This window comes from Microvirga brassicacearum (genome assembly GCF_008757455.1).
Lineage (GTDB): Bacteria > Pseudomonadota > Alphaproteobacteria > Rhizobiales > Beijerinckiaceae > Microvirga > Microvirga brassicacearum.
On record NZ_VCMV01000003.1, the window covers coordinates 175,066 to 190,916 of the forward strand.

General features: G+C 63.7%; 11 protein-coding genes. 7 read left to right on the plus strand and 4 right to left on the minus strand.

Going from position 1 to position 15,851, the window contains the following annotated elements; genetic code table 11:
- Positions 1-16: 16 nt before the first annotated feature.
- Complete coding sequence (gene tolB / locus FEZ63_RS02430; protein ID WP_244622601.1) at positions 17-1,348, plus strand: Tol-Pal system beta propeller repeat protein TolB; 1,332 nt, start codon at positions 17-19, stop codon at positions 1,346-1,348.
- Positions 1,349-1,407: 59 nt separating this feature from the next.
- Here the strand turns inward: tolB and FEZ63_RS02435 are convergent, their stop codons facing one another.
- Positions 1,408-2,025, minus strand: a complete 618-nt coding sequence (locus FEZ63_RS02435) for an HdeD family acid-resistance protein (RefSeq protein WP_150942042.1) — start codon at positions 2,023-2,025, stop codon at positions 1,408-1,410.
- A 94-nt stretch (positions 2,026-2,119) separates the two neighbouring features.
- Positions 2,120-3,472, minus strand: coding sequence for a phospholipase D-like domain-containing protein (locus FEZ63_RS02440; RefSeq protein ID WP_476738959.1), 1,353 nt, complete (start codon positions 3,470-3,472; stop codon positions 2,120-2,122).
- A 425-nt stretch (positions 3,473-3,897) separates the two neighbouring features.
- On the opposite strand from FEZ63_RS02440, the gene pal reads away from it, so the two are divergent.
- From pal to FEZ63_RS02470, 6 genes are all read left to right on the plus strand, one after another.
- A complete protein-coding gene (gene pal, locus FEZ63_RS02445) occupies positions 3,898-4,395 on the plus strand; it encodes a peptidoglycan-associated lipoprotein Pal (RefSeq protein WP_150942044.1) in 498 nt (165 codons plus the stop codon).
- A gap of 141 nt (positions 4,396-4,536) precedes the next feature.
- Complete coding sequence (gene ybgF, locus FEZ63_RS02450; RefSeq protein WP_150942045.1) at positions 4,537-5,490, plus strand: tol-pal system protein YbgF; 954 nt, start codon at positions 4,537-4,539, stop codon at positions 5,488-5,490.
- Positions 5,491-5,550: 60 nt separating this feature from the next.
- Positions 5,551-6,531, plus strand: coding sequence for a tRNA lysidine(34) synthetase TilS (tilS, locus tag FEZ63_RS02455; RefSeq protein WP_244622602.1), 981 nt, complete (start codon positions 5,551-5,553; stop codon positions 6,529-6,531).
- A gap of 160 nt (positions 6,532-6,691) precedes the next feature.
- Entirely contained in the window at positions 6,692-8,611 is a 1,920-nt protein-coding gene (gene ftsH, locus FEZ63_RS02460) for an ATP-dependent zinc metalloprotease FtsH (protein ID WP_150942047.1), read from the plus strand.
- Between the two features lie 269 nt (positions 8,612-8,880).
- On the plus strand, positions 8,881-10,257 hold the full coding sequence (glmM, locus tag FEZ63_RS02465; protein WP_150942048.1) for a phosphoglucosamine mutase: 1,377 nt from the start codon (positions 8,881-8,883) through the stop codon (positions 10,255-10,257).
- A 146-nt stretch (positions 10,258-10,403) separates the two neighbouring features.
- A complete protein-coding gene (locus FEZ63_RS02470; RefSeq protein ID WP_162419648.1) occupies positions 10,404-11,132 on the plus strand; it encodes an outer membrane protein in 729 nt (242 codons plus the stop codon).
- Between the two features lie 13 nt (positions 11,133-11,145).
- On the opposite strand, the gene FEZ63_RS02475 is transcribed toward FEZ63_RS02470, so the two are convergent.
- A complete protein-coding gene (locus tag FEZ63_RS02475; RefSeq protein WP_150942050.1) occupies positions 11,146-14,286 on the minus strand; it encodes an efflux RND transporter permease subunit in 3,141 nt (1,046 codons plus the stop codon).
- Positions 14,287-14,381: 95 nt separating this feature from the next.
- The gene (locus tag FEZ63_RS02480) at positions 14,382-15,650 is read right to left on the minus strand and encodes an efflux RND transporter periplasmic adaptor subunit (protein WP_162419649.1); all 1,269 of its coding nucleotides are present in this window, start codon (positions 15,648-15,650) and stop codon (positions 14,382-14,384) included.
- Positions 15,651-15,851: the final 201 nt, after the last annotated feature.

Below are 15,851 nucleotides of genomic sequence, written 5' to 3' on the forward strand. Positions count from 1 at the left end.
GGAAATCACCAAAGCCATGTCAGTTCGCTCTATCGATCGCGTCATCTTCACGGCGTTCTGCTTCCTCTTCGCGCTTGTTGTCTCGACGATTCCTTCGCAGGCGCAACTCCAGCTCCGCATCAGCCCCGGCAGCCAGTTCCAACCCATGCCGATCGCCATCGCGGATTTCCAGGGTGAGGGGGATCTCGGGCAGCAGGTGTCGGGCATCATCGCCAAGAACCTGCAGCGCTCGGGCTATTTCACGCCGCTCGACAAATCGCGGTTTCCGGAACGGCCCGCCTTCGATGCCGCGCCGCGTTTCGAGGCATGGAAGCTTGCGGGCGCGCAGGCCCTCGTCACCGGCCGCGTCACGCGCGACCCGTCCGGTCGGCTCAAGGCAGAATTCCGCCTGTGGGACGTGGAGACGGGCCAGCAGCTGACGGGGCAGCAATACGCGACCGATCCGAATTTCTGGCGTCGCATCGGCCACATTATTTCGGATGCGGTCTACACCAAGATCACAGGGTTCGGCGGCTTCTTCGACACGCGCATGGTGTTCGTGGATGAATCCGGTCCCAAGGAAAACCGCCGCAAGCGGCTCGCCATCATGGACCAGGACGGCGCCAATGTGCGCTTCCTGACGCAAGGCGACAATCTGGTGGTGACGCCGCGCTATTCGCCCGCGACCCAGGACATCACCTACATGTCGCAGGCCGATGGCCAGCAGCCGCGCGTTCAGGTGATCAATCTGGAGACCGGCGCGCGTCAGGTGGTGGGCAACTTCCCCGACATGACCTCGTCGCCGCGCTTCTCGCCCGATGGTCGACGGATCGTCATGAGCCTGCAGCAGGGCGGCAACGCCAACATCTTCATGATGGACCTGAATTCGCGCGCCACCACGCGGCTCACCTCGACGGCGGCGATCGATACATCACCGTCCTTCTCGCCCGACGGGAAGGAGATCGTGTTCGAGAGCGATCGTGGCGGCCAGCAACAGGTCTACGCCATGGCGGCGGACGGCTCGAACCAGCGCCGGATCTCGTTCGGCGACGGTTCGTATTCGCAGCCCGCATGGTCCCCGCGGGGCGATTACATTGCGTTCACGAAGCGCCGGGCCGGGGGCTTCTCCATCGGCATCATGAAGCCGGACGGATCGGGTGAGCGTATTCTCACCGAGGGCTTCCACAACGAGAGCCCGACCTGGGCGCCCAACGGCCAGTACATCCTGTTCTTCCGCGATCCCGGCGGGCAATCGGGGGGCAAGCTCTACATGGTGGATATCACCGGCCGGGTCGAGCAGCCGATCCAAACGCCATCATTCGCCTCGGACCCGACCTGGTCCCCGCTGCTCAGCGAGAACCGGGGATAAGAGATCGATAGTCCCGAACGGGGTGTCGTGAGGCATCCCCGTTCGGGTTTTGGCCCGATTCAGGCGCGCTGGCCAGCCGCCGGGATCGGTGGGTTGTCCTTGCGGCTCTTGAGCTTGAAGGCGAGCGCCAGCAGGGTGATGCCGAAGACCAACGCATAGGCGCCGATCCACCACGTGAGGACGACCGCGCCGACCAGCGGCCCGACCAGAAGTGCGATGCCGAACAGCACCGACACGATGCCGCTGAAGATCAGCCAGCCGCGGCCAAAGGCCGGGTTCAGCTTGAACGCGGCGACGATCTCCAGAACGCCCGTGATCAGTGACCAGACCGCCACCAGGGTCACGAAGAAGATCACCGTCAGGCCCGGCCACGCAAACGCGATGACACCCACGGCGATGTCGACGATGCCCTCGAGCACCAGAAGCCCCCAACGCTGGTGATTGGACGCCGCCCTGACGGCCGACACGATGCTGAAAACACCGTCGACGAGCATGTAGGCCGAGAAGAACAGCACGAGCGACAGCATCGTGACGCCCGGCATGAACAGCGCGATCAACCCGAAAACGATGGCAAAGACGCCCCGCAGCGCCACCGCCCACCAGTTCTGGGCGAGAAGCATGCTCATCGCATGGGCGCGATCCAAGGTCGGAAAAGTATCTGAAGTCCCGGTTGCCATGTTGATCTCCTGTGAGGGACCCGGCGGCGTGTTTCGCACCTGTCCTTAGGAAAAAGTATACATCCTACCCAACACCTTGACAGTGAATTTCTGTTTATTCCCCTGCGGAAACAGCCCCATCCTTCCGTTCCGCCATCTTTTCCTTGTTGATCCTGCGCCTGAGCTTGAGCTTTCGGTGACGCAACTGGACCCGTCTCTTGAGGCGAAATGATCGAATCAGCAGGGCCATCCCGAGCCAGACGAGGGCGATCACAATGGGCGCAACGATGAGCGCGGGAAACAGGATCAGGACGATCGCCAGCGCCAGCAGGGCCAGTCCGATAATCGCGATGCTGCTGGCCTCGGTTGCGGTCAGCGAGCGCGAACCCATGGTCTTGCCGACGGAATTGCTCAGCGCGAGAGCGCCGGCGGCGAGCCGGCGGACGCCGCCGCGCTTGAGACGGCTGCCCAATCTGCGCGACCGCATGTTGGTGGCCTGACGCCGGCGCGTGAGCGTGCCGGGGACAATCTCGGTCGCGTTGGCAAGGTCCTCCAGGTACATGGCCTCCATGGCCTCGGCGATGCCCGTATCCTCGACGGCGACGTCGAGCTCCCAATTGGTCGCCCAGCTTGCCACATTAAGGTTGGTCGAACCGACGCGCGCCCAGCGGCCGTCCGCCACGGCGGTCTTGGCGTGCATCATCGAGCCGTTCCACTCGAAGACCCGGATGCCGGCCTCGATGAGCGAGCGGTAGCCGGCGCGCACGATGGGCTGGAGCACCGGAACGTCGCTCGACCCCGGCACCAGCAACCGCACATCCACGCCGTCGCGGGCCGCCTCGCCCAGCGCCTGAACGTAGGAGGTGGTGGCGACGAAATACGCATCCGTCAGCCACAGATTCCGTTGCGCCATCGAGGCGATGAACTGGTCGAAGCGGTAGGTGCGGAACATGCCGGGCTCGCCGCAGATCACGCGTGCCGCCACATCTCCGGCAGGCGGGATGCCCTGCGGGTTCAGAAATTCGCCGCGGTCGATGGGATCGCCCGCCCGCGCCCAGCTCTCCGCAAACGCGGCGTCGAGATCAGCCACCACAGGCCCTTCGATCGACAGGCCGGTATCGCGCCAGGGTTCGGCAATGTCGCTGCCGCGCCAGCTATTGGAGATGCAGAGGCCGGCGACAAAGCCCCGGCTTCCGTCGACGGTGATGACCTTGCGGTGGTTGCGGCGGATCCAGAACGGGTCGGTAAGCCGCGGCGGATTGGAAACGCGCACCTCGACGCCCGCCTTCCGGAGGCGGTTCCAGAACGACGGCAGGGCGCGCCAGGACGTGCCGAGCCAGTCGTAGAGCACACGCACGGTGACCCCGGCACGCGCGCGCTCCATCAGCGCTTCGCCGAAGGCGCGGCCGGTGTCGTCGTCGGCGATGATGAAGTTCTCGAAATGCACGACGCGCGTCGCGGAATGGATGGCCGCGAGCCAGGCCGGATAGTTCTCGCCTGCATCCTTGAGGAGTGCGACGGCGTTGCCGGTCCGCAGGTCGCTGTCGGCAATGCGTGCGAACGCCCGTTCAATGCGTGACTCTCCGGGCAGGGCGAGATTACGGGTCTTTGCAATTGGGGGGAGGGGCGTGTTCATGACCTCACAACGCGCGAACCTGTATTCCCTTCCCAATATGGGGGGTCTTCGCGGATCGCCAAACAAGCGTGGCCGTATCGCCACCTCTTTGCCGCATTCACTCTCGATTAACCCTAAGCTCAACTTTCAGGACGAGTCGCCGATTCACCTTGCTCGTCAACCTTCCATCAAGGTTGACGGAACCCTCCCTTAACGATCGACAGCTATACACGACACAACGTTCGGCAGACGTATGTATTTGTGTAAGGAGTATTGCCATGATGACGTTGCGCGCCGTCAAGTTCGCCGCTGCCATTGTCCTCGCCCTCGGGGCGGCGGCGTGTTCGTCCAACAAAGATGGGATGGCCGGCGGAGCCGGAGGTTTCGGAGCCGGTGCGGCGACGCCTGGCAGTGCTCAGGATTTCGTCGTGAATGTCGGCGACCGGGTGTTCTTCGAGACGGACCAGACCGACCTCACCCCCACTGCCATCGCCACCCTGGACAAGCAGGCGCAGTGGCTCTCCCGCTATCCGAGCTACACGTTCCTGATCGAGGGACACGCGGACGAGCGCGGCACCCGCGAATACAACTTCTCGCTCAGCGCCCGCCGGGCGCAGAACGTGCGGGATTACCTGACCTCGCGCGGCATCCAGGCTTCCCGCTTCCGCGTCGTCTCCTACGGGAAAGAGCGTCCCGTCGCGGTTTGCAACGACATCTCCTGCTGGTCGCAGAATCGCCGTGCCGTGACGGTGCTGGATGCGGGCGCCGGAGCCTGAACGTAACCTTTGCAGGACCGGCCATAGCGGCCGGTCTTGCCTCGCTTTTCGCGGAATTCATATAAGGAACTCCGCCTCAATGTCGCCGTGACGGCGCTTATGTGTTATCGGCACGGCTTTAGGACCTACACAGGATCCCACATGCTTCGTCGCCTGATCGCCACTTTTGCCTTTATGGCTGCATTGGCCGCCCCTGCATTTGCGCAGGACGCCGCCGAGGCCATTGTTCGCCTCAACCGCCTCGAAGGCCAGTTCCGGCAGATGTCGGGGCAGCTCGAACAATTGCAGCACGAGAACCGGCAGCTCAAAGAACAGGTGCGGAAGTTCCAGGAAGACGTGGAATTCCGGTTCCAGGAGGGTCGCGGCGGGTCGAAATCCACACCGACCACCACGCCTTCGCGCCCGGTTCCCACGCAACCGCAGAAGCGCAGCGACGTCTTCGACCCGTCAAGCGCTCCGGATGCTCCCGGCGCACCGCTCCCGCTCGGGTCGACCCCGGCATCGGCTCCCTTGAACACCGCACAGGATCTCGGCCGTCCGGTTCCGAACGGACAGGTGGCGGAGATCGGTGATCTGATCGAGGAGGAAGAGACCGAGCTTGGCGCCCCGCTCGATCTCAACCCGATGGGCCGGCAACCCGCTTCCATTGCGGCCCCGCGAAGTGCTCCCATCGAACGGCCGAGCCCAAGCGTCGCCGCCACCAGCGTGGGCGACCCGCGTGCCGAATACGAGCTCGCCTATTCCTACCTGACCCAGCAGCAATACGAGCAGGCCGAGATGGGCTTCCGGCGTTTTCTGCAATCCAACCCCCGTGATCGTCTGGTTCCCGAGGCGTCCTACTGGCTCGGCGAGACCTATCTCCAGCGCAGCCGCTTCCGCGAGGCAGCCGAGCAATTCCTCACGATCTCGACCGAACACCCGAGCGCCGCGAAAGCGCCCGATGCGCTTTTGAAGCTGGGCGTCGCGTTGAATGGCCTTGGTGCCCGCGACCGGGCTTGCGCGGTCTTTGCCGAACTGGATCGCAAATATCCGCAGGCGTCCCCCGGAATTCGGCAGGGCTCCGAGCGCGAACAGAAACGCGCCCGCTGCGCCTGAACGGTAAAAGCCGTTCCCCCCTTCCATCACATGGCCGACACCGCATTCAGCGGCCCGACGTTGAATCGTCTCTTTTCCGGGTTGGACAAAGCCGCCGCGATTATCGCCGCGGTTTCCGGTGGGCCCGATTCCATTGCCATGATGCACCTGTTGGCCCGATGGAACCAACGATCTGATCCCTGCACCATTCTTGTCGCCACAATCGATCATGGCCTACGTCCGGAGGCAGCCGAAGAGGCGGTTTTCGTGGCGGGTGAAGCAAGTTCGCTGGGTCTGGCACACCGTACCCTTGTCTGGACCGGCACGAAACCCGCAAGCCGGCTGCAGGAACGCGCCCGCGCCGCACGGTATGCGCTTCTTGTCGGCCTCGCCCACGAAACCGGCGCGTCTCATCTCGTCACCGCCCATACGCTCGACGATCAGGCCGAGACGATCCTCATGCGCATCTCGAAGGGTTCCGGTCTTGCCGGCCTCGGCGGCATGCGGGCGGAGCGGGACAGGGACGGGATCCGCCACCACCGTCCCCTGCTGGACTACCCGAAATCAGCCCTGCTTGATCTCTGCCAAGCAGAGGGGTGGCCCTTTGTCACCGACCCTTCCAACACCGACGATCGGTTTACCCGGGTCCGCTGGCGCAAGGTGATGCCGGTGCTCGCCGCCGAAGGGTTGACGGCCGAACGCCTCGCCGAACTGGCGCGTCGGGTACGACAGGCCGAGGAAGCGCTGGACCTGAAAACCGGGGAGGCCTTCCTCCGCGCCAAGCCCGTTCCGGACGACACCGGACTGACGATCGACGCTGCGGTTCTTGGCATCGAGCCTTTCGAGATTGCCTTGAGGGTTCTGATGAAATCGCTCTCGCAGGCGGGGCTCGCCCTCGATCACAGCAGGCTGCAGCGGCTGGAAACGTGCACCGCACGGCTGCGCGACGCTGTCCTTCGCCGGCAGGCTCTCCGGATGACCATCGCGGGGGCGCTTCTCGATCTCGGCCGGGATGGATCGTTGAGGATCGCGCCCGAGACCCCCCGCCGGCGCGGGCGTTAGGCATTTCTCTTATCCTTGTCGGGGAGATAGCGCCCCACGGGCGCCGCATTCCCTTGGCAAGGGAAGCCTCCATGCCTACATTGAGTTTCAATAGCGTTTAGCCGCGCAGGGACATGTGGTCCTTGGCGCATCATCTCCCTCTGGGGCAGAACCTGATCAAATGAATTCAAATTTCCGCAACTTCGCCTTGTGGGTTGTCATCTTCCTGCTGGTGTTGGCGCTCGTGACCCTTTTCCAGAGCCCCGGCCAGCGTGGGGGCGGCGGCGATATCGCCTACAGCCAGCTTCTGAGCGAAGCCGATGCGGGTCGCATCACCAATGTGGTGATTTCGGGTCCGGAGATCAGTGGCACCTATTCGGACGGGCGCACCTTCACGTCCTACGCGCCGAACGACCCGAACCTGGTGACGAAGCTGCAGCAGAAGGGCGTTCAGATCACGGCCCGGCCGCAATCCGACAGCACCCCCTGGTTCATCGCATTTCTCATGAACATCCTGCCGATCGCCCTGTTCATCGGCGCCTGGGTCTTCATGTCGCGCCAGATGCAGAACGGCGCCGGTCGGGCTATGGGCTTCGGCAAGTCGAAGGCGAAGCTGCTGACCGAGGCTCACGGGCGCGTCACGTTTGATGATGTGGCGGGTGTCGACGAGGCCAAGGAAGACCTGCAGGAGATCGTCGAATTCCTGCGCGATCCTCAGAAATTCCAGCGCCTCGGCGGCCGCATTCCCCGCGGCGTGCTGCTCGTCGGCCCTCCCGGTACCGGTAAGACGCTGACGGCGCGGGCTGTCGCCGGCGAGGCGAACGTTCCGTTCTTCACCATCGCGGGTTCGGATTTCGTCGAGATGTTCGTGGGCGTCGGCGCAAGCCGGGTGCGCGACATGTTCGACCAGGCCAAGAAGAACGCACCCTGCATCATCTTCATCGACGAAATCGACGCTGTCGGCCGCCATCGCGGCGCCGGCCTCGGCGGCGGCAACGACGAGCGCGAGCAGACCCTCAACCAGCTCCTGGTCGAGATGGACGGCTTCGAGGCCAATGAGGGCGTGATCATCATCGCTGCCACCAACCGGCCCGACGTGCTCGATCCGGCGTTGATGCGGCCCGGCCGCTTTGACCGGCAGATCGTGGTGCCGAACCCCGATGTGGTCGGTCGTGAGAAGATCTTGCGTGTCCACGTCCGCAAGGTGCCGCTGGCGCCCGACGTCGACCTGAAGGTGATCGCCCGCGGCACGCCCGGCTTCTCCGGCGCCGACCTGATGAACCTCGTCAACGAGGCAGCGCTTCTGGCGGCCCGCCGCGGCAAGCGCATCGTCACCATGAGCGAGTTCGAGGACGCCAAGGACAAGGTCATGATGGGTGCGGAACGTCGCACGCTTGTGATGACCGACGACGAGAAGCGCCTGACCGCTTATCACGAAGCAGGCCACGCCATCGTCGCGCTGAACGTTCCCGCCACCGATCCGGTGCACAAGGCGACGATCATCCCGCGCGGACGTGCGCTCGGCATGGTCATGCAGTTGCCCGAGCGGGACAAATTGTCCATGAGCTACGAGCAGATGACGTCGCGTCTCGCCATCATGATGGGCGGCCGCATCGCCGAGGAAATGATCTTCGGCAAAGACAAGGTCACGTCCGGCGCGCAATCCGACATCGAGCAGGCGACCCGTCTTGCCCGCATGATGGTGACGCGCTGGGGCTTCTCGCCGGAACTCGGCACGGTCGCGTACGGCGAGAACCAAGAGGAAGTGTTCCTCGGCATGTCCATGGGACGCCAGCAGAACATTTCCGAATCGACTGCGCAGAAGATCGACTCGGAAGTCCGTCGCCTTGTCGAAGACGGCCTGATCGACGCGCGCCGCATCCTCACCGAGAAGGAACAGGACCTCGAAGCGCTGGCCAAAGGCCTGCTCGAATACGAGACCCTGAGCGGCGACGAGATCAAGAACCTGCTCGACGGGCAGCCGCCGATCCGCGACAGCGGCGATACGGTCTCGACCGCACGCGGTTCCGCGGTCCCGACGGCGGGCCGCGGCAAGCCGCGCGAGACGGGCGGCGGCATGGAGCCGCAACCGCAGGCTTGATCGGCCAAGCTTAAAACCGACAGCTTCAAGAACGCTCGCCCGACAAGGCGGGCGTTTTTATTGGCTGGCAGGTTCTGCCTTGCGACGAGCAAGATCTCTTTTTCTCCATGGCCGCAATTGCCCGCCGATGTAACAATCGCTTATCACTTGTGATGGCTTACTGCCTGCCGAAGCGAGCAGATTGGCTGCCGAAGCCTTGACCCGGATCTTGCGGGTTGCTTTGAGACCTTACGGCGCTGAGCGGCGCAACCGAATGCGGAGACACACACGTGCGCAAATACTTCGGAACGGACGGCATTCGCGGACGGGCCAACGGCGTCATCACGCCGGACCTCGCCTTGCGTGTCGGCCAGGCGGCCGGCCTCGCATTCTTGCGCGGTGATTATCGCCACCGGGTCATCATCGGCAAGGATACGCGGCTCTCCGGCTACATGATCGAGAATGCGCTCGTTGCCGGATTCACCTCCGTCGGCATGGATGTGTTGCTGCTCGGCCCCATGCCGACGCCCGCGGTCGCCATGCTGACCCGCTCCATGCGCTGCGATCTCGGCGTCATGATTTCCGCCTCGCACAACGCTTACGAAGACAATGGCATCAAGCTGTTCGGGCCGGACGGTTTCAAGCTCAGCGACGACCTCGAACTCGAGATCGAAGCCCTGATGGATTCGGACCTGTCGCAGCGCCTTGCCAGCTCCGCAACGTTGGGCCGCGCCAAGCGTATCGACAGCGCCGATGCGCGCTATATCGAATTTGCCAAGCGCACCCTGCCACGCCAACTCGACCTGGAAGGCATGCGGGTCGTCGTCGATTGCGCCAACGGCGCCGGCTACAAGGTCGCGCCGGCGGCCCTTTGGGAACTTGGTGCCGAAGTGGTGTCGGTGGGCGTCGAGCCCAACGGCTTCAACATCAACCATGAGGTCGGCTCGACTGCGCCGGATGCGCTCATCAGCAAGGTGCGGGAGCTGCGCGCCGATGTAGGCATCGCCCTCGACGGCGACGCCGACCGCGTCCTCATCGTCGACGAGAAGGGCCAGAAGGTCGATGGCGACCAGCTGATGGGCGTGGTCGCGCGCTCCTGGCAGGAAGATGGCCGCCTCACGCGGGACGGCATCGTCGCCACGATCATGTCCAATCTCGGCCTCGAGCGCTTCCTCGGCGGCCTCGGGCTCGACCTCGTCCGTACGGCCGTTGGCGACCGTTACGTGCTCGAACACATGCGCGCCCACGGCTTCAACCTCGGCGGCGAGCAATCCGGCCACATCATCATGTCGGACTACACCACGACCGGCGACGGTCTGATCGCCGCGCTCCAGCTTCTTGCTGTCGTCAAGCGGCTCGACAAGCCGGTCTCGGAGGTCTGCCATTGCTTCGAGCCCCTGCCGCAGATCCTGAAGAATGTGCGCTACAAGGCGGGCAAGCCGCTGCTCGAAAACATCGTCATCAAGGCGATCGAGGCGGGCAAGGAACGTCTCGGCGCCAATGGCCGCCTCGTCATTCGTGCGTCGGGCACCGAACCGGTGATCCGCGTGATGGCGGAAGGCGACAACGGCGATCTCGTCAACAGCGTGGTGGACGACGTGGTCGATGCGGTGACGAAGGCCGCAAGCCAGGTTTCGACCGGAGCGTCGGCCCAGGGCGCGGCGTGAACCCCACCCGGTAACCAGCGGTAAACCAATGCTTCCTCCGCCGCCCCAAACACGGTTAAGAGCCACTTAACCTCGACGCTCTACGGTTATGGCGAATGATGTCGCGCAAGCGGCCTCTGTCGATTCGCCACCGAGGAGCAGCTGTCTTGCGCCTGCCGATTTTTGCCCTGGCAGCCCTTGCCCTCGGCTTCACCAGCTTGTCCGCCCAGGGCGCGGACCTTCCCCCCGCACCCATTCTCGATGACGACGATGAGGCGATCGGGTCCGGCTGGTATCTTCGCGGCGATGTGGGCCTTCTCGACCCAACGATTTCGCGGCGCTCGCGCGATATCGGTGCAGACAGCCTCTCGGCTCTCGTCAATGGCAAGCTCGATCGCACGGGCATCGTCGGCGTCGGCGTCGGTTACCAGTTCTCTGCCTGGTTTCGCGCGGACGTCACCGTCGACCACCGGTTCGAGGCGAGATTCCGGGGCACTCGCTTTTCCACGGGCACCGTTTACGCGCTCGATCGCGCCGAGTTCGACGCCACCACGTTTCTGATCAACGGCTATGTGGATCTGCCGCTCTGGCACGGCATCACGCCCTATCTCGGCGTCGGCATCGGGCTCGCGCAATCCCGCTTCGGCGGTCGCAACCTTGACGTTGTGGGCCCATCCCTCGACGTGCCGATAGTGCCCTCGCGCGAAGAAACGCTGCTTGCCTGGGCGGTGATGGGCGGTATCGCGTTCGAGCTGACAACCAATCTCAAGATCGATCTCGGCTACCGCTACAGCCGCCTCGACGGCGGCGGGTTCGACCGCTGGAACGCGCCAATTCGTCCGCGCCACGTGAGCGCGCACGAATTTCGCGTTGGCGCGCGCTACATGCTCGACTGAGCGCGATCGTCGATTACTCGGCCGGATGCACCTTTGTCGGTGCCTCGCCATGCGGCCGCAAGCCGGTCTGCGCCCGCAGCTTGTCGAGCATCTCGCCCACATAGGTCGCGGGTTTGGTGTAGCCGCCGAGAAGCAGATAGATCGCCGGCACCACGAGGATTGTCAGCAGGGTCGAGAGCGTGACGCCGCCGACGATGACGGTGCCGATGGCATTGCGGGATTCAGCACCTGCGCCGGATGACCATGCGAGCGGGATCGCGCCGCCGATCATGGCGATCGACGTCATGAGGATGGGGCGAAGGCGCATGACCGAAGCCTCGATGACGGCGTCGCGGACCGAGTAGCCGCGCTCGCGCAGTTGGTTCGAGAACTCGACGATGAGGATGCCGTTCTTGGTCATCAGGCCGATCAGCAGGATCATGCCGATCTGACTGTAGATATTGAGCGATTGCCCCGTGAGCGCGAGCGCTGCGAGGCCGCCGGTGACCGCAAGCGGGACCGTCAGCATGATGATGAACGGGTTGATCCAGCTCTCGAACTGCGCCGCCAGCACCAGGAAGACGACGAGCAGCGCCATGCCGAAGGTCACATAGATGGCGTTCGAGGATTCGCGGAAATCGCGGGACTGGCCTGAATAGCCGATCCGTGCCTCGGCTGGCAGATTATCGCGCGCAATCTGCTCCAATTCTCCGAGACCCTCCCCGATAGATACGCCGGGGGCGAGCGCCGATTGGATCGTGATCGAGCGTAGACGGTCAAACCGATTCAGTGCCTGCGGCGCTGCTGATTCCGAAAGGCTCACGAAGGACGAAAGGGGGATGAGATCACCGTTCGCTGCACGAACGAACGTGTTGGTAAGATCGTTGGGCGTTGCGCGATCCTCCGCGCGAGCGCGCATGATCACCGGGTATTCGTCACCGCGATTGACGAAGGTGGAGACCTCGCGCTCCCCGAACATGAGTTCAAGCGTGCGGCCGATATCCTCAACCGATACGCCGAGATCGGCGGCGCGCTGACGATCGATCTGGATGCGGATGTCCGGTTGCGACTCGCGGTAGTTGGAGTCGATGTTGACGAATTTGCCCGTCTCCTGCGCCTTTTGCATAACGAGGTCACGCCAACCCCGCAAAGTCTCGTAATCCGGCCCACCGAGCACAAACTGGATCGGCTGACCGAAGCCACCCGCGCCGCCGAAGGACGGCGGGTTAAGCGGAAAAGCGCGCGCTCCCGGGAAGTTCGACACCTTGGGCGTTAGCTGCTGGACAAGTTCCTGCTGTTTGATGTTACGGTTTTCCCAAGGCACGAGACGCACGATCACGATACCTTCGTTCACGGGCGAGGGGCGCGCAAAGCCCGGCGCCACCTGACTCAGCATGGACGAGACGATGCCCTGTTCATGCAGCGGCATAAGGATACGCTCCACCTCCTTCACCCGGTTCCGAGTGTAGTCGAGGCTGGCGCCTTCCGGAGCCTGGATGCGCACGATGATTGCGCCGCGATCCTCTGTCGGAGCGAATTCCTTCGGCAGGGATTGAAACAGGCCATAGGCCGCGAGCGATACGATTGCGCCGAAGAAGAGAATGATGATCGGTGCCCGCAATGCGCGCGAGAGGAGCCAGCGATAACCGTTGTTCATGCCCTCGAAGAGCGGCTCCGTCATACGCTGGATGCGGCCATGAGCCGGCACCATCAGCTTCGAGCACAGCATCGGCGTGAGCGTGCGGGCCACGACGCCGGAGAAGAAAATGGCGGCCGCCAGCGTGATTGCAAACTCGCGAAAGAGCTTGCCTGTATTGCCCGTCATGAATGCGAGAGGAATGAATACCGCCATCAGGGTCGCCGTGGTCGCGATCACTGCGAAGCCGATCTCGCGCGCACCGTCGAAGGAGGCGAGCAGCGGCGGCTGCCCTTCCTCAATGCGGCGATGGATGTTCTCGATCTCCACGATTGCGTCGTCCACCACGATGCCGATGGCGAGAACGATGGCCAGTAGCGTGAGCACGTTGATGGAGGCGTTGAAGAAGGACATCACCATGAAGGCGGCGATCACCGAAACCGGGATCGCAACCATGGCGACGATAGTCGAACGCCAGTCGCGCAGAAACAGCAGGATCACCAGAATGACGAGAGCCAGACCCTCGATCAACGTGTGCAGCACGCCGTCGATCGACGCGCGGATGAACTGACTCTCGTCGTAGAGGATTTCGGCGGTGGTCTCTGGCGGAAGCGACGGTCTGAGTGCCTCCACCTCCTTGCGGACCGCGTCCGCAACCGACAACGTATTGGCTGTTGACTGGCGCACGATGCCCATGCCGATCGCGGTCTGGCCGGATTGATAGAATTCGAACCGGGTGTCTTCGGCGCCAACCTCGACGCGGGCGACCTCGCCGAGCCGCACCAGATAGCCGTTCTTGTTGGTGACGATCACCTGTTGGAATTCTTCCGGCGTTGCGAGGCGCGAATCCGTCTTGACGGTGAACTCGCGCTGGGCGGATTCGATGCGCCCACCAGGCAATTCCACATTCTGCCGTTTGATTGCGTTCTCAACATCCTGAACGGTCAAGCCGCGGGCCGCCAGCGCCGGCCGGTCGATCCAGATCCGCATGGCATAACGCCGCTCACCACCCAGATAGACATTGGCGACGCCGGGGACCGTCGAGAGTCGGTCTACGTAGACGCGTTTCAGGTAATCGCTGAGTTCGAGCGAGTCGAGGCTGTTCGAAGTAATGCCGACCCACATGATCGCCTGCGCATTTGCGTCGACCTTGCGGATCACCGGGGTGTCGGCGCCATCGGGCAGACGGCCGATAACGCGCGAGACCGCATCGCGCACGTCGGAAGTGGCGCCTTCAGGAGCACGGCTGACTTCGAACTCGATCGAGACAGACGACCGGTCGTTCTGGCTTTGTGAATTGACCTGCCGGATACCCTCGATGCCCGCGACGGCCCCTTCAATAATCTCCGTTACGCGACTCTCGATAACCTCGTTCGATGCGCCGCGATAGACGGTGGAGACGGAGACGACCGGCCGGTCGACGCTCGGATATTCACGCACCGGAAGATTGATGAGCGACGAGAGCCCGCCGACGATCAGCAACAGGCTGACGACGACTGCAAAAACAGGGCGGCGGATGAAGAGGTCGGAAACCTGCATGGTTCTGTTATCCGGTTCAGGGCGACGTACGAGCCGCACAAACGGACGGCGGCTGTCCGCCCGCGCGGCAAAAGATCAGGTTCGCGCCCAACGCGTCATCGACGCTCGGCCGCAAGGGCGCTGCCAATCGCCTGCGGCACGTTCAGCGAACTTCGCGACGGCTGTTCTCGGTTCGCCGCGGGAACGGGCGGCGCGGGTGGCGGCGAGCCCACCGGCCGCGCCACTACTTCGGCGCCTGCGCGGACCCGCTGGACGCCGAGCACCACAATCGACTCGCCCGGCTGCAAGCCTTCCAGCACCTCGACCTTGCCGCCCTGGCGCTGGCCGATGCGGATCACCCGCCGTTCGATCTTGTTGTCCTTGACCGGGTAGACGATCTGCCGGAGACCTTCGCTGACGATCGCCTCCTCGGGGATGAGGATCGCATCGTCCTTGGTGGTGACTTCGAGGCCCACCGACAGGAACATGCCGGGCTTGAGCGCTTCGTCGGGATTCTGGAACTCAGCGGTAAGCCGAATGGTGCGGGTCGCCTGGTCGACGCGGGTGTCGAGCGTGGACACGATACCCTTGAAGGTGCGGCCCTGATACGCGGCCGAGGTGGCATTGACGGTCTGACCCGTCTTCAGACGCCCGAGAAGATTCTCGGGGACGGAGAAATCCAGCCTGATGCGCGACAGGTCGTCCAGCGAGGTGATGCGCGTGCCGGGGGAGATATAGGCCCCGAGCGACACCGAGCGGGTGCCGACGCGGCCTGCAAAGGGCGCACGGATCGTCAGTTCCTCAAGCCGTGCTTCCGCGGCCTTGCGCTGTGCATGGGCGGATGCAAGCGACCCATCGAGGGATTTGACCTGCGCCGTCAGGTCTTCCACCTGGGCGCCGGTTCCGGCCCCGGTGCGGTTGAGTGTCATTGCACGGTCGAGCTTGATGGAGATTTCGTTTTTCAGCGCCAGGGCCCGGTTTGCTTCGGCGATCGCTTGTTCGATCTCGGCCCGGCGTTCATCCGCGTCCAGTTGCACCAGCACGTCGCCGGATTTGACGTTCTGGCCTTCCTCGAAACGGATTTCGTTGATGATGCCTGCAATTCGGGCAGTCACGGTGATGGATTCGAAGGCACGGACGGTGCCGACCGATTCCCGCACCTCGACGACGCGCCCGGTCTTGACGGTGTCGACTTCCACGGTCGCCGGGGCCGTCGCGCCCCCACGTCTGCCTTGTCCCGGCGCAGTCGCCTGCTGGGCCGACCCGGCGAAATAGCTGCCAATGACTGGCGCTTTCGCCAAATGGCCGCCCTGATAGGCGTACCAGCCACCAAAGCCTGCTGCCCCCAGCACGACAATGACGGCGAGCTGACCGGACACACGCATGCTCGCTCCTTGAAATCGGAATATTGTACTGCTCCTAGCACAAGATGTGCCAGCAAAAGCGACCATACCGCAGCAGACACGACATTTTGTATTACGATTTCGTAATATGATGCTGGAGAAATAGACTTAAGCGATGATCTTGACGGAGAGGGCAGCATCCGGCATATCCGGCGGCGGGATACCCCTCCCCAACGAGGGGCA

Coding starts and splice junctions, on each gene's coding strand:
- tolB (WP_244622601.1), top strand. CDS start 17: ATGTCAGTTCGCTCTATCGATCGCGTCATCTTCACGGCGTTCTGCTTC.
- FEZ63_RS02435 (WP_150942042.1), bottom strand. CDS start 2,025: ATGGCAACCGGGACTTCAGATACTTTTCCGACCTTGGATCGCGCCCAT.
- pal (WP_150942044.1), top strand. CDS start 3,898: ATGATGACGTTGCGCGCCGTCAAGTTCGCCGCTGCCATTGTCCTCGCC.
- ybgF (WP_150942045.1), top strand. CDS start 4,537: ATGCTTCGTCGCCTGATCGCCACTTTTGCCTTTATGGCTGCATTGGCC.
- ftsH (WP_150942047.1), top strand. CDS start 6,692: ATGAATTCAAATTTCCGCAACTTCGCCTTGTGGGTTGTCATCTTCCTG.
- FEZ63_RS02475 (WP_150942050.1), bottom strand. CDS start 14,286: ATGCAGGTTTCCGACCTCTTCATCCGCCGCCCTGTTTTTGCAGTCGTC.
- FEZ63_RS02480 (WP_162419649.1), bottom strand. CDS start 15,650: ATGCGTGTGTCCGGTCAGCTCGCCGTCATTGTCGTGCTGGGGGCAGCA.